The organism is Streptomyces tropicalis, assembly GCF_029269835.1.
GTDB lineage: Bacteria > Actinomycetota > Actinomycetes > Streptomycetales > Streptomycetaceae > Streptomyces > Streptomyces tropicalis.
The window spans coordinates 280,595-301,083 of record NZ_JARJBB010000001.1; the positions used below are offsets into that span (position 1 = coordinate 280,595).

Below are 20,489 nucleotides of genomic sequence, written 5' to 3' on the forward strand. Positions count from 1 at the left end.
CGGACCCGGGCCTGGTGTTGCAGTGTGTGCAACAGCCTTTGCGTGGAGTGAAACGCGGCGGCACGATGAGCCCATGACCTCGTCCCCGCCCTCCTCCCCGGCCGCCCGGCACGGCTCCGTGCTGGACCTCGCGCCCGTGGTGCCGGTCGCCGTGGTCGACGACGCCGCCGACGCCGTACCGCTGGCGCGGGCCCTGGTGGCCGGGGGACTGCCCGCGATCGAGGTGACCCTGCGGACGCCGGCCGCGCCCGACGCGATCCGGGCGATCGCGCAGGAGGTGCCGGACGCGGTGGTCGGCGCGGGCACGGTCCTCGGTCCGGCCCAGGTGGCGCGGTGCCGGGCGGCCGGGGCGCGCTTCCTGGTCAGCCCTGGCTGGACGGACGCCCTGCTGGCGGCCATGGACGCGTCCGGACTGCCGTACCTGCCGGGGGTGTCGACGGCGACGGAGGTCGTGTCGCTGCTGGAGCGGGGCGTGCGGGAGATGAAGTTCTTCCCGGCCGAGGCCGCGGGCGGCACCGCCTATCTGAGGTCACTGGCCGGGCCGCTGCCCGGCGCCCGCTTCTGCCCGACCGGTGGCATCGGCCCCGGCAACGCGGCGGAGTACCTCGCCCTGCCCAACGTCGGTTGCGTGGGGGGTACGTGGATGCTTCCCCCGGACGCGGTCGCCGACCGGGACTGGACGCGGATCGAGGCCCTGGCCCGCGCGGCGTCGGGGCTGGTCCGGGCGGCGTGACGCGGGGTCGCGGGCAGGGACCGCGGGCCGGGGCAGGGGGTCTCCGGCCCGCGGGTGCGTACGGGATCCGGGCGCCGGGTCCGGACGGGACCGAGGCGCTCAGCGCAGGTGGGACGTGTCGTTGAGCAGGCGCACGCTCGCGTTGCCGTCCGCGTAGTACGCCACCGCGGAGACGGAGGCCGCCGACAGCTCCATGCGGAACAGCGCCTCGGGCGGGGCGCCGAGCGCCAGCCGGACCAGCGTCTTGATCGGGGTGACGTGCGTGACCAGCAGGACCGTACGGCCCGCGTGCGCCGCGACCAGCCGGTCGCGGGTGACGGCGATCCGGTCCGCGGTGGCCGCGAAACTCTCGCCGCCGCCGGTGGGTTCAGCGTCCGGGGAGGCCAGCCAGGCGTTCAGGTCCTCGGGGTGGCGCTCGCGCACCTCGGCGAAGGTGAGGCCCTCCCAGGCGCCGAAGTCGGTCTCGCGCAGGCCGTCGTCGACGGTGACGTCGAGGCCGAGCCGGGCGGCCACGATGCCCGCGGTCTCGCGGGTGCGGGCCAGCGGCGAGGAGACGACGGCCTGGATCGTCCCGCGCCGGGCGAAGGCCGCCGCGGCGCGCTCGGCCTGCTCCCGGCCGATGCCGGAGAGCGAGGGGTCGCTGCCTCCGCTGCCGGAGAACCGCTTCTGCGGGGTCAGCGGGGTCTCGCCGTGGCGCAGCAGCACCAGGGTGGCGGGGGCGCCGAGGTCGGCGGGGGCCCAGCCGGCGGCGGGGAGGGCGCCGGTCGCCGTGGGGGCGGCGGTGCCCACGGTGCGGGCCGCGCGGAGGTCCGCAGCGGCCCGTCCGGCGGGCGGTTCGCCGACGGGCAGTGCGCCGACGGACGCTTCACCGGCGGGCGGTTCACCGAGGGGCAGTGCGCCAACGGATGCGTCACCGGCGGACGCTTCACCGGCGGGCGGTTCACCGGCGGTGGACGATGCGTCGGACGCGGGCTGGTGCTGCCCGGAGGACGGCTCGGCCCCGGCCGGCGGCGCGCCTCCGCCGGCCACCCCTGTGTCCATCGCCAGGTTCGCCAGCCGGTCCGCCCGCTTGTTCTGCTCGCGCGGGATCCACTCGTACGTCACCCGGTCGGCCGGGAACACCCGGGACGCCTGCCCGGCCAGGGGCTTGAGCGCGGGGTGCTTGATCTTCCAGCGGCCCGACATCTGCTCGACGACGAGCTTGGAGTCCATCCGGACGTGCACGCGGGCCGCCGGGTCGAGGGCGTGCGCGGCGCGCAGTCCGGCCAGCAGACCGCCGTACTCGGCGACGTTGTTGGTGGCCACGCCCACGTACTCGGCGACCTCGGCGAGGGTCTCCCCCGTCGCCGCGTCGGCCACCAGCGCGCCGTAGCCCGCGGGTCCCGGGTTGCCCCGCGACCCGCCGTCGGCCTCGACGACGAACTCCCGCACGCCGCTCGCTCCCTACAGGCCGGACTCGGTGGTGCGCACCAGGATCCGGCGGCAGTTCTCGCAGCGCACGACCGTGTCGGGGGCGGCCGCGCGGATCTCGCTCAGCTCGGTGATGGCGAGCTCCTGGCGGCAGCCCTGGCAGGTGCGCTGGTACAGCTTGGCCGCACCGATGCCGCCCTGCTGCCCGCGCAGCTTGTCGTAGAGCTTCAGCAGGTCCGCGGGGACGGAGCCGGCGACGACCTCGCGCTCCTTGGACACCGACGCGGCCTCGCCGTCGATCTCCTCGAAGGCGGCGTCCCGGCGCCCGGTCGCGTCGTCGATCTTCGCCTGGACGGAGCCGACGCGCTCGGTCAGCTCCGCGACCCGCTCCTGGGCGGCCTCGCGGCGCTCCATGACCTCGAGGACGACGTCCTCCAGGTCGCCCTGCCGCTTCGCGAGGGAGACGATCTCGTGCTGGAGGTTGGCGAGGTCCTTCGGCGAGGTGATCGCGCCGGAGTCCAGGCGCTGCTGGTCGCGGGCGGCGCGCTGGCGCACCTGGTCCACGTCCTGCTCGGCCTTGGTCTGCTCGCGGGCGGTGTCGCTGTCCTGGGTCTGCGCGGCGACCAGCAGGTCGCGCAGCTGGGTGAGGTCCTTGGTCAGCGACTCGATCTCGGCGTGCTCGGGCAGCGACCGGCGCTTGTGCGCGAGCTGCTGCAGGCGCACGTCCAGGGCCTGCACGTCGAGGAGTCGGATCTGGTCGGCGGGCGCGGCGTTCAGTTGGGGGCTCCCGTTAGCTAGTGGTGGCGGTGGACGCCGCGTGGGCGGTCCAGGGGTCGGTGACCGTCTTGGAGACGTGGACGCGCAGGTCCCATCCGTGCCGGTCGGAGATCTGGTCGAGCTGCGCGGCGGCCAGCTCGCACCAGGGCCACTCGGTGGCCCAGTGCGCCGCGTCGAGCAGCGCGAGGGATCCGTGGGTGCGGTCCGCGACGGCCTCGGACGCCGGGTGGTGGCGCAGGTCCGCGGTGAGGAAGGCGTCCACGCCGGCGGCGCGCACGGCGTCGAAGAGGCCGTCGCCGGAGCCGCCGCTGACGGCGACGGTGCGGACCACGGCCTCCGCGTCGCCGGCGACGCGGACGCCCTGCGCGGTGGCGGGCAGCCGCTCGGCTGCGCGGGCGGCGAGTTCGCGGACGGTGATGGGGTGGTCGAGTTCGCAGATCCGGCCCAGCCCGCGGCGGCCCGCGGGGTCGCCGGCGTCGGGCACCAGGGGGCCCACCACGCGCAGGTCGAGCGCGCCGGCGAGGGCGTCGGAGACTCCCGGGTCGGCGGTGTCGGCGTTGGTGTGCGCCACGTGCAGCGCGACGTCGTGCTTGATGAGGGTGTGCACCACGCGGCCCTTGAAGGTGGAGGCCGCGACCGTCGTCGTCCCGCGCAGGTAGAGCGGGTGGTGGGTGACGAGCAGGTCGGCGCCCAGCTTCACCGCCTCGTCGACGATCTCCTGGACCGGGTCGACCGCGAACAGCACGCGGCGGACCTCCTGGTCGGGGTCGCCCACGACGGTGCCGACCGCGTCCCAGGACTCGGCCCGCTCGGCGGGCCACAGGTCGTTCAGCGCGGCGATGACTTCAGACAGACGGGGCACGGGTGCAAGGCTACCTGCCCGTACTGCGCCGCCGTACCGGTGCCGCCCGCCCCGGTGGCGGCCCCCGGCGTCCAGCACAGGGCTCTCCGTTCCCTCAGGCGAATCGCTTCTGCACCACCCTTATGTGTGAAGCCGCCGCCCGCCGCCCCACCCGCTGCGCGGGCGAAAACTAGCGTCACCCACCGGAGGTGACCGAACGATGACGGCCTGTGCGTCTCCCAAGCTCCCGGCGGCGTTCGAGCAGGGGGTGGTCCCACCGCCGACGGCGGAGCAGGAGCCCGGCGACGCGCCGCGGGCAGGCTGCACGATCACCGCGGACGGCGCGTACGCGGCCCGTCTCGCCCGCCGGGGAGACTCCCTGTTCCCGGAGCGCTGGACGCTGGACGGCCCCGAGCCCTACGCGGTGCCGCTGCCGGGGAACCAGCCCGAGGAGCCCGGCACCGAGGTCCAGCCGATGGGCGACGGCCGGGTCCTGGTCCGGCGGCTCGCGGCCGGCCGGCACACGTTCGCGCTGCTGTACCCGACCGGTCCGGGCACCGGTGAGCTGGCGCTCGGCGCGGTGGAGTGCCCGGAGGGCACCGGGCTGCGGCTGCTGCCCCCGGCGCCCTGCGGCGGGCGGGCCTACGCGATCGCCGTGGGCCGCCGGTCGACCGCGGTGTGGCTGGTGGTGGGCGGCGCCCTCGGGCCGGAGCTGGTGGCGGAGGTGCCGGGCCGCTGCTCGGGCGGGGTGTGGCTGGACCGCTCGGGGCGGATGCTGGCCCTGGACCGGGAGATCGCCGGGCGGACGCGGACGGTCGTGGTGGACCTGGAGTGCGAGGGCGAGGTGTCGCCGCTGCTCCAGATCGCGCCGGGCAGCGACGACCGGCTGCTGCTCGCCGACCCGGACAGCGGGCTGCTGCTGATCCGCTCGGACGCCCCCTCCCCCGGGCAGCCCCGGCTGGGCTGGGGCGTCCTCGGCAGCGCGCTGCCGGTGCGGTTCCCCGCGTGCCTGCGGCTGGCGGACTGCGTGGTGACGCCGTTCGCGATCCAGCCGGGGCAGGTGCTGACGCCGGAGCACTGCGCGGTCGCCCTGCACTGCGAGGGCGCGCTCGGCAGCTGGGTCGGGATGTGGCGCCCCGCCGACCGCCGGGTGCACCATCTCCCGGCACCGGAGGGGTGGTTGGCGGGCGCGGGCCGGTGGACTCCGGAGGCCGAGCTGTGCCTGCCGTACGCCACCGAGGAGGTGCCCTGCGCGGTGGCGCGGTGGGCGGCGCCCCCGCGTCCGGCGCCGTGCGCGGCGGACGGTCCGGACCCGGCGGACGCGCGGGCGACGGGGCCGGACGGGGGGCCGCCGCACCCGGCGGACGGGCCCGCGCTGCCCTCGTTCCCGCAGGAGGGACCCCGGATGGGGCCGCAGGAGGGACCCCGGATGGGACCGCAGGCGGGGCTGCAGGCAGCACTGCACGCGGACGATCCGGCCGACCCGGCGCGGCAGGCCGCGGCGGCCGACGCGCCGCGCCCGGTTCCGCTGCAGCAGGCACCCCTGACAGGTCGTATGGCGGGCACGTAACAAAGTCGTGCCGGTCGGCGTGGCCGCCTGGATCCGTTCCGAGGGGGGACGGTTAGACTCGCCCGGCTGTACGAAAGATGATGTTGACGGGGTGAGTTCTACCGATGAGCGACGCCAGCACGACCCAGCCGCAGTCCGCCGGGGAGGCCGAGGAGGCCACCGGTCACGGCAAGCACCGCGGCTCCGTCTCCTCCCAGGAGGCGGGGGCGACCCCCAGGGGTCGTCACCGCAAGCCGGGCGAGCAGTCCGAGGCGGCCGCCTGACGGCGGTGGCAACGGCGTACGGCCCCGTCCTCCGGTGGAGGGCGGGGCCGTTCCGCGTCCGGGGCGCCCGTGCCGGGGCGGGTACCGGCGGGCGGGATCAGGGGCGGGCGGCGACGGTACCGGCGAGGACGGGCGCGTCGCCCCGCTCGACCACGGTCACGCCGACCCGGACGGCTCCGGGCCGCCGCCACATGCGGATGCGCAGGGTCTCCCCCGGGTGCACCACCCCGGCGAAGCGCGCGTCGTAGGAGCGCACCCGGGTCACGTCGCCGCCGAGCAGGGTGTCCACGACGGCCTTGAGCGCCATGCCGTAGGTGCACAGCCCGTGCAGGATCGGCCGATCGAAGCCGGCACGCGCGGCGAAGCCGGGGTCGGCGTGGAGGGGGTTCAGGTCGCCGCTGAGGCGGTACAGGAGGGCCTGGTCCTCGCGGACCGGCCGTTCGGCCGTCAGGTCGGGCGGGCCGGCGGGCTCGTCGTGGCGGGCGGAGGGTCCGCGGTCGCCGCCCCAGCCGCCCTCCCCGCGGACGTAGATCCGCGTCTCGCCGGACCAGAGCGGGCCGTCGGCGTCGGCGGCCTCGGTGCGCAGCACGAGGACGGCCGCCGTGCCCTTGTCGTACACGGCGGCGATCCGGTCGGCGACCGTGGCGCGGCCGCGGGCCGGGAGCGGCCGGTGGACGGTGAGGGCCTGCCCGCCGTGCAGCACGTGGGCGAGGTCGACGTCGATCCCGGGCAGGGACAGGCCGCTGATCACTCCGGGCGGCCCGGAGCCGGCGACGGTGGCGAAGCTGGGCAGGACGTGCAGCCGGGACTCCAGCGTGTAGCGCAGCTCGCCGGGGTCGGTGGCGGGGACGCCCGCGCCGATGCCGAGGTGGTAGAGCTGGACGTCCTTGGCGGTCCAGGTGACGGTGCCGGTGCGGGGCTCGGCGGCGAGGGCCTGGGCGGCGTCGACGGGCATGGGGCTCCTGAGGGTCGTGCGCACCGGTGCGGCCCGCGGTGCGGGCGGACCGCGGGCCGCACCTCGGTCGTCGCGGGCCGTACGGGAACGCGGGCACTCCGCCTCGGCCGCGGGCCGGGCCCGAGGAGCGAAGGCGGCCGCTCCGGCGTCCCCTTTGTATAACCCGGCCTTCCGGGTGGGGGAAGCACACCGGAGGTCCGGCAGTCCGGCAGTCCGGCGGACCGGGGTCCGGCAGTCCGGCGGACCGGAGTCCGGCAGTCCGGAGTCCGGCGGGACATTTGTCCTGCCCGAGTCCGTACAACCGCCTCTGTTGGGCGGGCCCTTACCGCTCGTAGCGTCGTGGGCATGATGAAGACACCGGGGACGCACCCGGCCGTGTCCTTCACGGGGGTCGTCAGGACGTTCGGTGCCGTGCGCGCCGTCGACGGCGTGGACCTGCGCATCGGCCGGGGCGGGACGGTGGCCCTGCTCGGCCGCAACGGCGCGGGCAAGTCGACGGCGATCGCGCTGCTGCTCGGCCTGCTGGAACCCGACTCGGGGACGGTCGGGCTGTTCGGCGCACCACCGGAGCGGGCGGTGCGGGAGGGGCTGGTGGGGGCCATGCTGCAGGACGCGCGGGCGGTGCCCCGGGTCACCGTGGGCGAGCTGGTCGCGTTCGTCGCGGGCCGCTACCCCGACCCGCTGCCCGTGGACCGCGCGCTGCGGAGCGCGGGGATCGCCGAACTGGCGGGCCGCCGTGTGGACCGGATCTCCGGCGGCCAGGCGCAGCGGGTGCGGTTCGCGGTCGCGCTGGCCGGGAACCCGGCGCTGCTCGTACTGGACGAACCCACCGCGGCCCTCGACGTCGAGGCCCGGCGCGCCTTCTGGGAGGCGCTGCGCGCGGACGCTCGGGACGGCCGGACGGTGCTGTTCTCCACGCACTACCTGGAGGAGGCCGACGCGTACGCGGACCGGATCCTCGTGCTGGACCGCGGCCGGATCGTCGCCGACGGCACCGGCGAGGAGCTGCGCCGGGCCGCGGGCGGCGGTCTCGTCGGCGTCGACCTGGCGGGCCGGACCGCCTCCAGGCTGGAACTGCTGCCGGGCGTGCGGTCGGTGGAGGTGCGCGGGGACCGGGCGCGGCTGCGCACGGACGACCCGGACGCGACGGTGGTCGCCCTGGCCGGGCTCGGCGCGATCCGGAACCTGGAGGTCGCCCCGGCGTCGCTGGACGACGCCTTCCTCGCCCTGACCGCGCGCGGGAGGGAGGCGGCGTGATGGGGGCCTATCTGCGGCTGGAGGTGCGGCGGACGCTGCGCGACCCGGGCTTCGTGATCGGCGGGATCGCGATGCCGGTGCTGATGTACCTGCTCTTCACCCACCTCGGCGGCGGCCAGGACGCCGGGTGGCGCACCGCCTCCATGGTCGGCATGGCCGCGTACGGGGCGGTCGGCTCCGCCCTCGGCACCGGCGGCGGCGTCGCCGAGGACCGCACGGTCGGCTGGCTGCGGCAGCTGCGGGTGACGCCCATGCCTGCGCGGCAGGTGGTGGCCGGCCGGGCGCTGACCGGTTCGGTGACCGTGCTGCCCGCGATCACGGCGGTGCTCGCGGCGGGCGGCCTGGCCGACGGGGTGCGGCTGGCCCTCTGGCAGTGGGTGCTGACCGCGCTGTGCCTGTGGCTCGGCTCGATCCCGTTCACCCTGCTCGGACTGGGCAACGGCTACCGGCTGACCGCGCAGACCACGGGCGTGGCGAACATGGTGTGCAATCTGGGGCTCGCCGTCCTCGGCGGCCTGTGGTTCCCTGTCGTCCTCTTCCCGCCCTGGCTGCGCACGCTGTCCGCGTACATGCCCACCTGCCGTTTCGCCGCGATCGGGTCGGCGGTCACCGAGGGACACCTCCCCCCGATCGGTGCGATCCTCGTCCTGACCGCCTGGCTGCTGGTGTTCGGTGCGTACGCCGTCCTGTCGCACCGCCGCGGCGCGGGCGCCGTCTGAACAGGGGGAACGGGGATGACCGGGAGAGACGGGGTGCGCAGCCGGTGGGCACGGGGACGTGCGGCGCCGCGGCAGGGGCGCGAGCGGACGCGGCGGCGCCCGGAGGACGTGCGGCGGGCGAAGGCCGCGTGCCGGGCGGCGCGCCGGGCAGGGAAGGCCGAGGAGCACCCGGGCCCGCCGGCCAACGGCTTCAGCCTGCTGCCGTGGCTGCTGATGGGCATGGGTGCCTTCTCCAACGTCTTCCAGGGGCGGACGCCCGACCCGTGGATCGGCGGGCTGGGGCTGCTCGCCTTCAACTCCCTCTACATCTATGTGGCGTTCCGCGCCTTCGACCGGGAGCGGCGGGCGGCGCTCCCCACCCGGGTCGCCCTCGGCGTGCTCGCCGCCGTCACGTGCACCCTGGCGGCCGGCTACGGGGGCACCTGGCTGCTGTTCTTCCCGCTGCTGGGCCTGGCGACGGGCGCCGTGCTGCGCGGACCGCAGCTGCGGGGCCTCGGCACCGCCGTGGCCGTGCTCGCGGGTGTCGTCTCCGGTCTGCGCGACGGCTGGAACGGACTCGGCATCGCCTACGCGACGTGGATCTCCACGATGGTGACGGCCGCGATCCTGTCCCTGTCCGAGGCCGTGCGGGAACTGCGCGCCGCCCGGGAGGAGCTGGCGCGCCGCGCGGTGGAGCAGGAGCGGCTGCGCTTCTCCCGCGACCTGCACGACCTGCTCGGCCACACCCTGTCGGTGATCGTGGTGAAGTCGGAGGCGGCGCGGCGGCTGGCGCCCCGGGACATGGCGGCGGCGCTGGCGCAGGTCACCGACATCGAGTCGGTGGGCCGCCAGGCGCTGACCGAGATACGGGAGGCCGTCACCGGCTACCGGCAGGGCAGCCTCAGCACCGAACTGGACGGCGCCCGCTCGGCGCTGGCCGCCGCCGGGATCGAGCCCGTGGTGCAGCGCTCGGGTGCGCCGCTCGCCCCGCAGACCGAGGCCCTGCTGGGCTGGGTGGTCCGCGAGGCGGTCACCAACGCCGTACGGCACAGCGGCGCGCGCCGGTGCGAGATCACCGTCGACCGCAGCGCCGAGCGGGTCAGGCTGCGGGTGTGCGACGACGGCGACGGGTCGGCGTCCCGGCCGGTCCCGGAGGGCGTCGGCGGCACCGGGCTCACGGGGCTGACGGAACGCCTCGCGGCGGCCGGCGGCTCCCTGCGGGCGGGGCCGTCGCCGCGCGGCGGCTTCACGGTCACCGCCGAACTCCCGGTGGGCGCCGACGACATCGCGGAACCGTCCGGCTCCCCCCTCGCCCCGGCGCCCGGGACGGTATGACCGCCGGGCTCACGCGAAGGGCCGCGGATCCCTACGCTTGAGCCGTGAACGAGATGCCGCGGGACCACCGCCCCGCCCCGTCCGTCCGGGTCCTGCTGGCCGAGGACCAGGGCATGATGCGCGGCGCCCTCGCGCTGCTGCTCGGCATGGAGCCGGACATCAGCGTGGTGGCGCAGGTCGGGGCGGGCGACGCGATCGTGGACGCCGCGCTGGCCCACCGGCCCGACGTGGCCCTGCTGGACATCGAACTCCCGGGCCGCAGCGGCCTGGACGCGGCCGCCGACCTGCGCCGGGAGGTGCCGGACTGCCGGGTGCTGATCCTGACCACGTTCGGCCGGCCCGGGTATCTGCGCCGGGCCATGGAGGCGGGCGCGGCGGGCTTCCTGGTCAAGGACGGGCCGGTGGAGGAACTGGCCGCGGCGATCCGCCGGGTGCTCGCCGGGGAGACGGTGGTCGACCCGGTGCTCGCCGCGGCGGCCCTCAGCGCCGGTCCGAGCCCGCTGACGGCCCGCGAGTGCGACGCGCTGAAGGCCTCGGCCGACGGGGCGACCGTCGCGGACGTCGCCGGCCGGCTGCACCTGTCGGAGTCCACCGTCCGCAACTACCTCTCCTCGGCCATCGGCAAGACCGGAACCCGCAACCGCATGGAGGCGGTCCGCGAGGCCCGCCGGCAGGGGTGGCTGTAGAGCGGGGTCCCCTGCCGGAGGAGCCCTGGCCGGACTCCGGCTGCCTCAGGCCACTTTCCCGGCAGGCCGGGGCAGCCACAGCAGCATCACGACCGCGCCGCCGAGGAGCACCACCGAGGCGGTCCGGAAGGCCAGGGCGTAGCCGTCCGTCAGGCCCTCCGGCGTGGTCCGGCCCGCGGTGCGGGCCGCCGCCAGGGTGGACATGGCCGCGAGGCCGAGCGAACCGCCCATCGTGCGGGAGGTGTTGACGAGCCCGGAGACCAGGCCCGCGTCGCCCGGTGCGGCGCCGGACGTGGCCAGCGCGGCGAGCGGGGTGGCCGCGAGTCCCGCGCCCAGCATCATGAGGATGCCGGGCAGCATGATGCCCGTCAGGTACGCGCCGTCCGCGCGCATCGTGGACTGCCAGGCGAACCCGGCGGCCGCCAGCAGCGTCCCCACCACGGCGACGGTGCGCGGCCCGGCCACCGGCATGAGCCGCGGGGCGAGCTTGGAGCCGAGGACGACGGCGAGGGAGCTGGGGACGAGGGCGAGCCCGGCCTGGACCGGGGTGTAGCCGAGGACGTTCTGCGCGTACAGGGTCATGAAGAACCACATGCAGAACATCGCGGAACCGCTGAGGAACATCGCCGCGTTCGCCGAGGCCACCGAGCGGACCCGCAGCAGTGCGAGCGGCATCAGCGGGGCGGCGGTGCGGGCCTCGGCGACGAGGAACAGGACGAGCAGGGCGAGTCCGGCGAGCAGCGGCACCAGCGTCGCGGCGGCCGTCCACCCCTCGGCCTCGGTCTGCGAGATCCCGTAGGCGAACACGGCCAGTCCTGCGGTCACCAGCAGCGCACCGGGCAGGTCGAGCCGGCGGCCGCCCCCGGCCCGGCTCTCCCGCAGCCACCGCGCGGCGCCGGCCAGCACCAGCGCGCCGACCGGCACGTTGACGAGCAGCACCCAGCGCCACGACAGCCCCTGCACCAGCACCCCGCCGACGAGGCCGCCGGCCGCGCCGCCGCCCGCTCCGACGGCGGTCCAGGTCGCGATGGCCCGCGCCCGTGCGGCCCCCTCGGGCACGGCAGCGGTCAGCAGAGTGAGCGTCGAGGGCGCGAGCACCGCCGCGCCGAGCCCCTGCACGGCCCGTGCGGCAAGCAGCTGCCAGCCGTGCTGTGCGAGTCCGCCGCCGAGCGAGGCCAGGGTGAACAGGCCGAGCCCGACGAGGAACATCCGCTTGCGCCCGTAGAGGTCCCCGGCCCGCCCGCCGAGCAGCATGAACCCGGCGAAGGCGATCGCGTAGGCGTTCACCACCCACTGCAGGCCCGGCGCGCCGAGCCCGAGGCCGGTGCGCAGGGAGGGCAGTGCGACGTTGACGACGGAGACGTCGAGGACGACGAGGAACTGCCCGGCGCAGGCGAGCGCGACCACCAGCCAGGTCGGCGGTGCGCTGCGGCGGGATATCGGGGTGACGGCGGGCGCTTCGAGCATGGGCGCCATGCTCTCAACGCGCCCGCACCCGCCGCATCGGCTTTTCGCACCGCCCCGCCTCGGTCCTGGGGCCTAGGGCGTGTCCGCAAAGTCCCGTATGCGTCGCGACGCCCGCCCTGCGGGCGAACGACGCGACCTTGCGGACACGCCCTGGGGCGGACCCCTGACGGCCGGTCGGTCGTCACGGAACGGTCAAGAAATCGTTAGGACGCCGAAGCATCGGAATAGTTGCCCGGGCGTACGGGGTTTACCCGGGGCTTGTCCCGCACGGATGACCGCCCACCCCCTCTCCAACGGCCCGGAGGCCTGCCCACATGACACTCACGACAACCAGCCGGCCCACCCGGAGCGCGAGCGGGGCCGTCGTCCCGGTGCTCGCCTTCGCGGGCATCGTTGTCGCGGTGATGCAGACCCTGCTCGTCCCGGTCATCAAGGACCTGCCGCAGCTGCTGGACACCGCGCCCAGCAACGCGACCTGGGTGCTGACCTCGACCCTGCTCTCGGGCGCGGTGGCCACGCCGATCATGGGCCGCCTCGGCGACCTGAACGGCAAGCGCCGCATGCTGATCACCAGCCTCGCGGTGATGGTGGTGGGCGCGCTGGTCAGCGCCTTCACCAGCGCCCTGATACCCATGATCGTCGGACGCACGCTCCAGGGCTTCGCCATGGGCGCCATCCCGCTCGGCATCGGCCTGATGCGGGACATGCTGCCCCGCGAGCGGCTCGGGTCGGCCATGGCGCTGATGAGCTCCTCGATCGGCGTCGGCGGCGGCCTCGCGCTGCCCTCCGCGGCCCTGGTCGCGCAACACACGAACTGGCACGCCCTCTTCTACGGCGCCGCCGGCCTCGGCGTGCTCGCCATCGTCCTCACCCTCCTCGTCGTCCCCGAGTCGCCGATGCGCGCCCGGGGCTCCTTCGACCTGCCGGGCGCGCTCGGCCTGTCCGCGGGTCTGGTGCTGCTCCTGCTGCCCGTCACGAAGGGCAGCGACTGGGGCTGGTCCTCGGGCACCACGCTCGGCCTGTTCGCGGCCGCCGTCGTGGTGCTGCTGCTGTGGGGCCTGATGGAGCTGCGCGTCGCGGCCCCGCTGGTCGACCTGCGCACCACCGCCCGCCGCGAGGTGCTGCTGACCAACCTCGCCTCGATCATGGTCGGGGTCAGCTTCTACGTCGTCTCGCTGGTCCTGCCCCAGCTGCTCCAGCTGCCCAGCGCGACCGGGTACGGCCTCGGGCAGTCGATGGTCGTCGCGGGCCTGTGCGTGGCTCCGCTGGGCCTGACGATGATGTTCATCGCGCCGGTGTACGCCCGCCTGTCCGCCCGCTACGGCCCGAAGGTCACGCTGATCACCGGCCTGCTGATCATCGCGATCGGCTACGGCGGCGGCCTCGGCCTGATGGACGCCGCCTGGCAGACGGTGGTCACCTCGGTGGTCCTCGGCGCCGGCATCGGCCTGGCCTACTCCTCCCTGCCCGCCCTGATCGTCGGCGCGGTCCCGGCCTCCGAGACGGGCGCCGCCAACGGCCTCAACACCCTGATGCGGTCCATCGGCACCTCGGTGTCGAGCGCCGTGATCGGCATGGTGCTCGCCAACACCGCGCACCACGCCGGCGGGCGCGCGATCCCGACCATGCACGGCTTCCGGGTCTCCTTCCTGATCGCGACGGCCGCGGTCGCCGTCGGCCTGCTGCTGGCCCTGTGCCTGCCCGGCCGCAGCCGCAGCACGGTGCCGCAGCTGCGGGCGAGCAGCGAGGAGGACGCCAACCTGGTGCGTGCCGAGGAGGTGCTGCGGGGCTTCCGCGGCCGGATCCTGGACGCCGGCTGCTCCCCCGTCGCCCGCGCCAAGGTCACGCTGATCGACCGCCGCGGGCGCCAGGCGGGCGCCGCCCTGTCCGCCGAGGACGGCCGCTACGCGCTGACCGTGCCCGCCGAGGGCCCGTACGTCCTGGCGGCCCGCGCCGCCGGACACGGCCCGCACGCGCTGTCCGCGACCCACGCCGGCGACGACCGCGCGGTCGACCTGGACCTGGCGCTGCCCGGCGAGACGGTCACCGCCTGACCGTCGCCCCGCGCCGTGGCGCACCCCACCCGCACCCTCCGTCGCCCCGCCGGCGGGGGGTGCGGCAGCATGGGGCCGAGACGTCCGTACGACCGGAAGGACCCCCATGCCCGCGGCACCCGCCTCCGATCCCGCGACCGCGTTCGAGCCGGTGGCACCCCCCGCCGGGATCCTGGCCGCGTTCGAGGCCGCGAAGGGCTTCATGCCAGTGGACGAGGGCCTCGCCCTGTACGGCGCGGCCGCGGCGGCCGGGCGGCTCGGGCTGCCGCTGCTGGAGGTCGGCACCTACTGCGGGCGCTCGACGGTCCTGCTGGCCGAGGCGGCCCGACGGGCCGGGGTCACCGCGCTCACCGTGGACCACCACCGCGGCAGCGAGGAGCAGCAGCCGGGCTGGGACTACCACGACCCGGACACGGTCGATCCGGAGATCGGCCTGATGGACACGCTGCCCGCCTTCCGGCGCACGCTGCACCGGGCCGGCCTGGAGGAGCACGTGGTGGCGCTCGTCGGCCGCTCGCCCCAGATCGCCGCGCTGTGGAACACCCCGCTCGGCCTGGTCTTCGTCGACGGCGGCCACACCGACGAGCACGCGGGCGCCGACTACGCGGGCTGGGCACCCCACGTCGCCGAGGGCGGCCTGCTGGTCATCCACGACGTCTTCCCCGACCCGGAGGACGAGTTCACCGGGCAGGCCCCGTACCGCGTGTACCTGCGGGCCCTGGAGTCCGGCGAGTTCACCGAGGTCTCGGTGACCGGCTCTCTGCGCGTCCTGCGGCGAACCGGCGCGTCGGCCGGGGCCCGCGGTTAGGGTCGCTGACGTGTCCTACACAGGCCCCGACTTCGATCCCCACGAGCCGCGCCGGCCCCGGCGCGTCCCGCTGGCCGTCGCGCTCGCCGCGCTGGTGGCCGGCGGACTGCTGGGCTGGCTGCTGTACGAGGTCACCGGCGACTCCGGCGCCGTGGGCCGACCGGACGCGGCGGGCGCCGTCTCCGGCACCGCGCCGGGCTCCGCCTCCCGTCCGCCGTCCTCCTCCACGGCACCGTCCGCGACGGCGTCGCCGTCCGCGTCGCACGGGGCGGGCGGCGGCGACGGCAAGCCGGGCGGGGTGTCCGGCGGTTCCGGCGGCACGGGCCCCCTGGCGGGCAGGGTCGTCCTCGTCGACCCGGGCCACAACCAGGGCAACTTCCGGCACACCGGCGAGATCGGCCGCCCGGTGGACATCGGCACCAACCGCAAGGAGTGCGACACCACCGGCACGTCCACCGACGCGGGGTACACCGAGGCACGGTTCACCCTGGACCTGGCGCACCGGCTGCGCGCGCTGCTGGAGGCGCAGGGGGCCACGGTGCGGATGACCCGCGACGGGGACTCCCCAGCGTGGGGCCCGTGCGTCGACGAGCGCGCCCGGATCGGCAACGACGCGCACGCCGACGCGGCCATCTCCCTGCACGCCGACGGCGCCGCCGCCGGCGACCGCGGCTTCCACGTGATCCTGCCCGGCACCGTGCACGCGGGCGGCGCCGACACCCGGGGCATCGTGGGGCCCTCGCGCGAGCTCGGCGAACGGGTGGCGGGCTCCTTCGTGCGCGTCACGGGCGACGCGCCCTCCAACTACCTCGGCGGCGGTACCGGACTCGTCACGCGCACGGACCTGGGCGGTCTCAATCTGTCAACGGTTCCGAAGGTGTTCATCGAGTGCGGCAACATGCGCGACAGCAAGGACGCGGCGCAGCTGACCAGCGGGGCCTGGCGGCAGAAGGCGGCACAGGGGATCTCCGAGGGAATCGTGAGTTTCCTGCGCGGGTCGTGACCGGCTCACGGTCCCGGCGGACACCCCGGCGGCACGGACGATAGTGTCGTCCCGACGATCAGGGGCCACCCCCGCGCTGCCACCGGGACCCAGGGGCGACCCGGTGCCAGCGACGCCCCCCACCGACGACGTGACGACCTGCGAAGGACCTGAAGTGAATATCCGCTCCCTCACTCGAGGCGACGGCGTGGTGATCGGAGCAGCGGTGTTGCTGTTCATCGCGTCGTTCCTGGGCCTGGCGAGTTGCAGTGGCCCCTACTGCGGCTCCGTCCCGAACGCGTGGGACGACCTCGGACTCGGCCTCGGCGTCTACATGGCCGGGGTGATCGGCGCCGCGCTCGTCGTGACCGCCCGCGCGCTGCCCCAGCCCCGCAAGGTGGCGGGCCTGGACCTGGGCACGGTCGGCACGGTCCTGACCGTCTCCGCCGCCTGGGCGCTGCTGTGGACGCTGATCGACGTGAGCAGCGCCGGCGCCGGCCTGATCCTAGGTTTCATCGCCGCCCTCGTGCTCGCCGGTGCCGCCGTCGCGACCCCGCTGGTGCCCGCCCTGCAGGCCGCGCTGGTCCCGGCCCCCAAGCCGGCCGCGCCGCAGCCCTACGGTGCGCAGCCGCCCGGCGGTTACGGCTACCCGGGCGGCCAGCAGCCGTACGGGGCGCAGCCGCAGCAGACGCAGCCGTTCGGCGGCCGGCCGCAGCCGGCGCCGCAGCAGGCCGCGCCCTTCTCGCCGTTCTGGTTCGCCGTCCCGGCGCCGCGCCCGCTGTTCGGTGAGGACAACGCGCCGACCCCGATCGCCGAACTCACCCCGGGTGTCTGGTACCTGGCCGTGGAGCAGCGCGGTCAGGGCCTGCTCACGGAGATGCAGGACGGCCGCCGCGGGGTGCTGCAGGACGCCTCCAACATCCAGCGCGGCTGAGGCAGGCCCCTCGACCGTCCGCGCCGTACGGCCCCCCGCCCCCGAGGGCGGGGGGCCGTCGCCGTTCCGCGCGGGCGCCCGGCGGTCCCGGCGGGAGCCCGAACCGGCCAGGTTTCAAAAAGCGTTCGAGGGCCAGACGGAAGGCATGTCCCCCAGATATCGCAGCAGCTCCAACTCCGCGGGGACGGTCGTCGCGGTGGTCGCCGACATCATGGCCGTCATTCTCGGACTGTGGATCCTCATGTACCTGCTGGACGCCAACCGGGCCAACGACCTGGTCCAGTTCGTCCACCGCGCGGCCGACTGGCTGGCCGGCTGGTCGCGTGACCTGTTCACCTTCAACGAGGCCTGGGCACGGGTCGTGGCCGGCTACGGCCTCGCCGCGGTGGTGTACCTGTTCATCGGGCACTCCATCGCCCACCGCATGCAGCGGCACTGACGGTTCAGCCGCAGCAGTCCGGGTCCAGTCCCCTCGGCAGCCGGTCCCCGGCGAAGACGGTGCAGGTGGCCTCGTGGCCGCCGAGCGCGGCCACGGCGAGGAGCAGGGACCCGGCCGTCCAGGTGGTCAGTTCGCGGGGCCAGACGGCGTCGTCCTCGAAGACGTAGCCCGTCCAGTACAGGCCGCTCTCCGCATCGCGCAGGTGCTGGATGGACTGCAGCACCTCCAGCGCGCGGTCGGACTCGCCCACCGCCCACAGGGCGAGGGCGAGTTCGGCCGACTCGCCGCCGGTCACCCACGGGTTGGGCACCACGCAGCGCACTCCGAGGCCGGGCACCACGAAGCGGTCCCAGTCGGCCTCGATGCGCTCCTTGGCCTCGGTGCCGGTGAGCGCTCCGCCGAGCACCGGGTAGTACCAGTCCATGGAGTAGCGGTCCTTGTCGAGGAACCGCTCCGGGTGCCGCCGGATCGCGTGCCGCAGTGCGCCGACGGCGAGCTCCCAGTCCGGCTGGGGTTCCTCGCGCTGCTCCGCGATCGCGAGGGCGCAGCACAGCGCGTGGTGCATGGAGGAGCAGCCGGTCAGCAGGGCGTCGGTGACGGGGGTGCCGTCGGCCTCCCGCTTCCAGCCGATCTGGCCGCCGGGCTGCTGGAGCCGCAGCACGAACTCCACCGCGGCGAACACCACCGGCCACATGCGGTCCAGGAAGGTGTCGTCACCGGTGGCGAGGTAGTGGTGCCACACCCCGACCGCCGTGTAGGCGACGAAGTTGGTCTCCCGGGCGCGGTCGGTGACGTCGTCGTGGGCGCCGTCGGCGTAGGCCGCGTACCAGGATCCGTCGTCCTGCTGGTGCCGGGCCAGCCAGGCGTAGGCGCGCTCGGCGGCCTCGTGCTCGCCCGCGGCGTCCAGCGCCATGGCCGCCTCGACGTGGTCCCAGGGGTCGAGGTGGTGGCCGCGGAACCAGGGCACGGCCCCGTCCTCCCGCTGCACGGCGAGGATGCCGCGGACGGTGGCGGCGGCCTGCTCCGCGGTGAGGACCCCGGGCAGGACCAGGTGTTCCGTGCGGGGCGTGGTCACCGGGCGGCCGTCCGGGGAAGGTGCGGCTTGGTCGCGTAGGCCACGAAGCTCTTGCCGATCAGCGGGTTCAGCGCCTGCTCGGCGACCCGGGTGGCCAGCGGCTTCTTCATGATGTCCCAGACCAGCAGCTTGTGGTACGCCCGCACCGGGAGCGCCTGGTCGTTGTCGACGCCGAAGGCGCACTTCAGCCACCAGTACGGCGAGTGCAGCGCGTGCGCGTGGTGGGTGCCGTACGGCTTCAGGCCCGCCTCCCGCATCCGGCCGAGGAGTTCCTCCGCCTTGTAGATGCGGATGTGGCCGCCCTCGACCTCGTGGTAGGCGTCGGACAGCGCCCAGCAGACCTTCTCGGGGCCGTAGCGCGGGACGGTGACGGCGATGCGTCCGCCGGGCTTGAGCACCCGCACCATCTCGGCGAGGACGCCCTTGTCGTCGGGGATGTGCTCCATCACCTCGGAGATGATGACGACGTCGAAGGACTCGTCCGGGAACGGCAGGGCCAGCGCGTCGCCCTCCATCGCGGTGGCGGTGGCGCCCGCCGGGGCCTCACCGGCCTCCTTCATCGCGGCGAACCACTTGGCGACCTCGCGGATCTCCTCGCCGTTCTGGTCGAGGGCCACGACCTGGGCTCCGCGCCGGTAGCACTCGAACGCGTGCCGGCCGGCTCCGCAGCCGAGGTCCAGGACACGGTCGCCCGGGGCGAGCGGGAACCGGGAGAAGTCGACGGTCAGCACGTGGCCCTGCTTTCGCGGTTGGATTCGGCGTCGGTCATCGGTATGGCGGCGGCGCGCACACCGTCGCGGTCTCCCCCGGGTGCGGCGGCAAGCGCCGTGCGGTCGCCGTACGGCAGGGCCGTGACGGGCGCGAGGCCGGGGCGCCGCAGGGCCCGGTCGGCGATGGCCTCGCGGTAGCGGGCCACGGTCCCCTCGGCGGCCCGCGCCCAGGTGAAGTGGCCGAGCACGCGCTCGCGTCCGGCGCGGCCGAGGCGCTCGCGCAGCGCGGGGTCGCCCAGCAGGCGGGTCAACGCGGCGGCCAGCGCGCCCGGTTCGCCGGGCGGCACCGCCAGGCAGGTCTCGCCGTCGCGGCCCGCGACCTCCGGGATGGCGCCGCCGGTCGTGGCGACCAGCGGGGTGCCGGTGGCCATCGCCTCCGCGGCCGGCAGGGAGAAGCCCTCGTAGAGCGACGGCACGCAGGCGACCTCGGCCGAGCGCACCAGGTCGACGAGTTCGGCGTCGGAGATGCCCTTGACGAACTCGACCGCGCCCTCGAGGCCGAAGCGCTCGACGGCCTGGGCGACCGGCCCCTCGGTGGGCCGCTTGCCGACGACGACGAGGTGCGCGGCGGGGTGCTCGGCCCGCACCTTGGCGAGCGCCTCGACGAGGAAGACCAGGCCCTTGAGCGGCACGTCCGCGCTGGAGGTGGTCACGATCCGGCCGGGGACCTGCGGGGCGGCGGGGTCGGGCGAGAACAGGTCGGTGTCGGCACCGATGTGGACGACGTGGATCCGGTCCGGGCGCACGCCCAGGTGGTCGACGATCTCCTGACGGGACGTGCCGGAGACGGTGAGGACCGACGGAAGCCGGCGGGCGACGCGCTTCTGCATCCGCGTGAAGGCGTACCAGCGGCGGACCGACCAGCGGCGCTGCCATCCCTCGGCCGCGTCCAGCTCCAGGCGGCGGTCCACCGTGATCGGATGGTGGATGGTGGTGACCAGGGGGGCGCCGACGTCGCCGAGCAGGCCGTAGCCGAGGGTCTGGTTGTCGTGCACGACGTCGAACGCGCCGCTCCGGGCGCGCAGATGGCGGCGGGCCCGCAGGGAGAACGTCAGCGGCTCGGGGAAGCCGCCGGTCCACATGGTGCCGACCTCCAGCGCGTCGATCCAGTCGCGGTACTCCTCGCGCGCGGGGGTGCGGAAGGGGTCCGGCTGGCGGTAGAGGTCGAGGCTCGGCAGCTCGGTGAGGCTCACGCCCTCATGGCCCTCGTCGAGGACGGGGTAGGGCTGGGAGCCGATGACCTCCACCCGGTGGCCGAGGAGGGACAGCTCGCGGGAGAGGTGGCGCACGTAGACGCCCTGACCGCCGCAGAACGGGTTTCCCTTGTAGGTGAGGAGCGCGATCCTGAGCGGTCGCCCGCCGTCGGCGGCGGCGTCCCGGGGACCCGCCTGACTGGCCTCAGCGGTCACTCTGGGCCCCCTTCTGGCTGCACTGT

General features: G+C 75.4%; 19 protein-coding genes and 2 pseudogenes. 13 read left to right on the forward strand and 8 right to left on the reverse strand.

Annotation, left to right across the window (positions count from 1 at the left end; translation table 11 throughout):
- Positions 1 to 73: 73 nt before the first annotated feature.
- A complete protein-coding gene (eda, locus tag P3H78_RS01250) occupies positions 74 to 733 on the forward strand; it encodes a bifunctional 4-hydroxy-2-oxoglutarate aldolase/2-dehydro-3-deoxy-phosphogluconate aldolase (RefSeq protein WP_276106821.1) in 660 nt (219 codons plus the stop codon).
- 99 nt (positions 734 to 832) lie between these two features.
- Here the strand turns inward: eda and P3H78_RS01255 are convergent, their stop codons facing one another.
- From P3H78_RS01255 to P3H78_RS01265, 3 genes are read right to left on the reverse strand one after another with little or no spacing between them, the layout of a single operon-like run.
- Positions 833 to 2,164, reverse strand: a complete 1,332-nt coding sequence (locus P3H78_RS01255) for a bifunctional RNase H/acid phosphatase (protein WP_276106822.1) — start codon at positions 2,162 to 2,164, stop codon at positions 833 to 835.
- A 12-nt stretch (positions 2,165 to 2,176) separates the two neighbouring features.
- The gene (locus P3H78_RS01260; protein ID WP_276107314.1) at positions 2,177 to 2,920 is read right to left on the reverse strand and encodes a zinc ribbon domain-containing protein; all 744 of its coding nucleotides are present in this window, start codon (positions 2,918 to 2,920) and stop codon (positions 2,177 to 2,179) included.
- A 13-nt stretch (positions 2,921 to 2,933) separates the two neighbouring features.
- The gene (locus P3H78_RS01265) at positions 2,934 to 3,782 is read right to left on the reverse strand and encodes a Nif3-like dinuclear metal center hexameric protein (RefSeq protein ID WP_276106823.1); all 849 of its coding nucleotides are present in this window, start codon (positions 3,780 to 3,782) and stop codon (positions 2,934 to 2,936) included.
- Between the two features lie 199 nt (positions 3,783 to 3,981).
- On the opposite strand from P3H78_RS01265, the gene P3H78_RS01270 reads away from it, so the two are divergent.
- Both P3H78_RS01270 and P3H78_RS01275 read left to right on the forward strand, forming a co-directional pair.
- The gene (locus P3H78_RS01270; protein WP_276106824.1) at positions 3,982 to 5,331 is read left to right on the forward strand and encodes a hypothetical protein; all 1,350 of its coding nucleotides are present in this window, start codon (positions 3,982 to 3,984) and stop codon (positions 5,329 to 5,331) included.
- Positions 5,332 to 5,435: 104 nt separating this feature from the next.
- Complete coding sequence (locus P3H78_RS01275) at positions 5,436 to 5,594, forward strand: hypothetical protein (RefSeq protein WP_276106825.1); 159 nt, start codon at positions 5,436 to 5,438, stop codon at positions 5,592 to 5,594.
- A 97-nt stretch (positions 5,595 to 5,691) separates the two neighbouring features.
- On the opposite strand, the gene P3H78_RS01280 is transcribed toward P3H78_RS01275, so the two are convergent.
- A complete protein-coding gene (locus tag P3H78_RS01280) occupies positions 5,692 to 6,549 on the reverse strand; it encodes a MaoC/PaaZ C-terminal domain-containing protein (RefSeq protein ID WP_276106826.1) in 858 nt (285 codons plus the stop codon).
- A 348-nt stretch (positions 6,550 to 6,897) separates the two neighbouring features.
- Between P3H78_RS01280 and P3H78_RS33460 the strand changes: the two are divergent.
- The 5 genes and pseudogenes from P3H78_RS33460 to P3H78_RS01300 all read left to right on the forward strand — a co-directional run.
- Positions 6,898 to 7,458 (forward strand): annotated as a pseudogene (locus P3H78_RS33460) (ABC transporter ATP-binding protein); the annotation flags it as partial.
- Positions 7,459 to 7,473: 15 nt separating this feature from the next.
- Positions 7,474 to 7,572, forward strand: a pseudogene (locus P3H78_RS33465) (ABC transporter ATP-binding protein); the annotation flags it as partial.
- A 233-nt stretch (positions 7,573 to 7,805) separates the two neighbouring features.
- The gene (locus P3H78_RS01290; protein WP_276106828.1) at positions 7,806 to 8,525 is read left to right on the forward strand and encodes an ABC transporter permease; all 720 of its coding nucleotides are present in this window, start codon (positions 7,806 to 7,808) and stop codon (positions 8,523 to 8,525) included.
- Between the two features lie 15 nt (positions 8,526 to 8,540).
- Positions 8,541 to 9,839: a sensor histidine kinase gene (locus tag P3H78_RS01295; protein ID WP_276106829.1), complete on the forward strand. Its 1,299-nt coding sequence runs from the start codon at positions 8,541 to 8,543 to the stop codon at positions 9,837 to 9,839.
- Positions 9,840 to 9,892: 53 nt separating this feature from the next.
- Positions 9,893 to 10,525, forward strand: coding sequence for a response regulator transcription factor (locus P3H78_RS01300; RefSeq protein ID WP_276107315.1), 633 nt, complete (start codon positions 9,893 to 9,895; stop codon positions 10,523 to 10,525).
- 45 nt (positions 10,526 to 10,570) lie between these two features.
- On the opposite strand, the gene P3H78_RS01305 is transcribed toward P3H78_RS01300, so the two are convergent.
- Positions 10,571 to 12,001 (reverse strand): MFS transporter, encoded by a 1,431-nt coding sequence (locus P3H78_RS01305; RefSeq protein ID WP_438827885.1) that lies wholly within the window; start codon positions 11,999 to 12,001, stop codon positions 10,571 to 10,573.
- 305 nt (positions 12,002 to 12,306) lie between these two features.
- Between P3H78_RS01305 and P3H78_RS01310 the strand changes: the two genes are divergently transcribed.
- From P3H78_RS01310 to P3H78_RS01330, 5 genes are all read left to right on the forward strand, one after another.
- Positions 12,307 to 14,046, forward strand: coding sequence for an MFS transporter (locus P3H78_RS01310; RefSeq protein ID WP_276106831.1), 1,740 nt, complete (start codon positions 12,307 to 12,309; stop codon positions 14,044 to 14,046).
- 106 nt (positions 14,047 to 14,152) lie between these two features.
- Positions 14,153 to 14,854, forward strand: a complete 702-nt coding sequence (locus tag P3H78_RS01315; RefSeq protein ID WP_438827886.1) for a class I SAM-dependent methyltransferase — start codon at positions 14,153 to 14,155, stop codon at positions 14,852 to 14,854.
- 10 nt (positions 14,855 to 14,864) lie between these two features.
- A complete protein-coding gene (locus tag P3H78_RS01320) occupies positions 14,865 to 15,857 on the forward strand; it encodes an N-acetylmuramoyl-L-alanine amidase (RefSeq protein WP_276106832.1) in 993 nt (330 codons plus the stop codon).
- 154 nt (positions 15,858 to 16,011) lie between these two features.
- On the forward strand, positions 16,012 to 16,770 hold the full coding sequence (locus P3H78_RS01325) for a DUF5336 domain-containing protein (protein WP_276106833.1): 759 nt from the start codon (positions 16,012 to 16,014) through the stop codon (positions 16,768 to 16,770).
- Between the two features lie 145 nt (positions 16,771 to 16,915).
- Positions 16,916 to 17,209 carry a hypothetical protein gene (locus tag P3H78_RS01330; RefSeq protein ID WP_276106834.1) on the forward strand — a complete coding sequence of 98 codons (294 nt, stop codon included), beginning with the start codon at positions 16,916 to 16,918 and terminating at the stop codon, positions 17,207 to 17,209.
- Between the two features lie 4 nt (positions 17,210 to 17,213).
- Here P3H78_RS01330 and P3H78_RS01335 read toward each other — a convergent pair whose 3' ends face one another.
- From P3H78_RS01335 to P3H78_RS01345, 3 genes are read right to left on the reverse strand one after another with little or no spacing between them, the layout of a single operon-like run.
- Positions 17,214 to 18,284, reverse strand: a complete 1,071-nt coding sequence (locus tag P3H78_RS01335; protein WP_276106835.1) for a prenyltransferase/squalene oxidase repeat-containing protein — start codon at positions 18,282 to 18,284, stop codon at positions 17,214 to 17,216.
- Complete coding sequence (locus tag P3H78_RS01340; RefSeq protein WP_276106836.1) at positions 18,281 to 19,015, reverse strand: class I SAM-dependent methyltransferase; 735 nt, start codon at positions 19,013 to 19,015, stop codon at positions 18,281 to 18,283. Before P3H78_RS01340 ends, P3H78_RS01335 begins: the two co-directional genes overlap by 4 nt.
- On the reverse strand, positions 19,009 to 20,463 hold the full coding sequence (locus P3H78_RS01345; protein WP_276106837.1) for a glycosyltransferase family 4 protein: 1,455 nt from the start codon (positions 20,461 to 20,463) through the stop codon (positions 19,009 to 19,011). The genes P3H78_RS01340 and P3H78_RS01345 overlap by 7 nt, the downstream gene beginning before the upstream one ends.
- Between the last annotated feature and the right edge of the window lie 26 nt (positions 20,464 to 20,489).

Excerpts from the sequence above, each read along its gene's own strand:
- P3H78_RS01270 (WP_276106824.1), top strand. The coding sequence starts at position 3,982 with ATGACGGCCTGTGCGTCTCCCAAGCTCCCGGCGGCGTTCGAGCAGGGG.
- P3H78_RS01305 (WP_438827885.1), bottom strand. The coding sequence starts at position 12,001 with ATGGCGCCCATGCTCGAAGCGCCCGCCGTCACCCCGATATCCCGCCGC.
- P3H78_RS01295 (WP_276106829.1), top strand. The coding sequence starts at position 8,541 with ATGACCGGGAGAGACGGGGTGCGCAGCCGGTGGGCACGGGGACGTGCG.
- P3H78_RS01310 (WP_276106831.1), top strand. The coding sequence starts at position 12,307 with ATGACACTCACGACAACCAGCCGGCCCACCCGGAGCGCGAGCGGGGCC.
- P3H78_RS01315 (WP_438827886.1), top strand. The coding sequence starts at position 14,153 with ATGCCCGCGGCACCCGCCTCCGATCCCGCGACCGCGTTCGAGCCGGTG.
- P3H78_RS01300 (WP_276107315.1), top strand. The coding sequence starts at position 9,893 with ATGCCGCGGGACCACCGCCCCGCCCCGTCCGTCCGGGTCCTGCTGGCC.
- P3H78_RS01280 (WP_276106826.1), bottom strand. The coding sequence starts at position 6,549 with ATGCCCGTCGACGCCGCCCAGGCCCTCGCCGCCGAGCCCCGCACCGGC.
- P3H78_RS01330 (WP_276106834.1), top strand. The coding sequence starts at position 16,916 with ATGTCCCCCAGATATCGCAGCAGCTCCAACTCCGCGGGGACGGTCGTC.
- eda (WP_276106821.1), top strand. The coding sequence starts at position 74 with ATGACCTCGTCCCCGCCCTCCTCCCCGGCCGCCCGGCACGGCTCCGTG.
- P3H78_RS01275 (WP_276106825.1), top strand. The coding sequence starts at position 5,436 with ATGAGCGACGCCAGCACGACCCAGCCGCAGTCCGCCGGGGAGGCCGAG.
- P3H78_RS01290 (WP_276106828.1), top strand. The coding sequence starts at position 7,806 with ATGGGGGCCTATCTGCGGCTGGAGGTGCGGCGGACGCTGCGCGACCCG.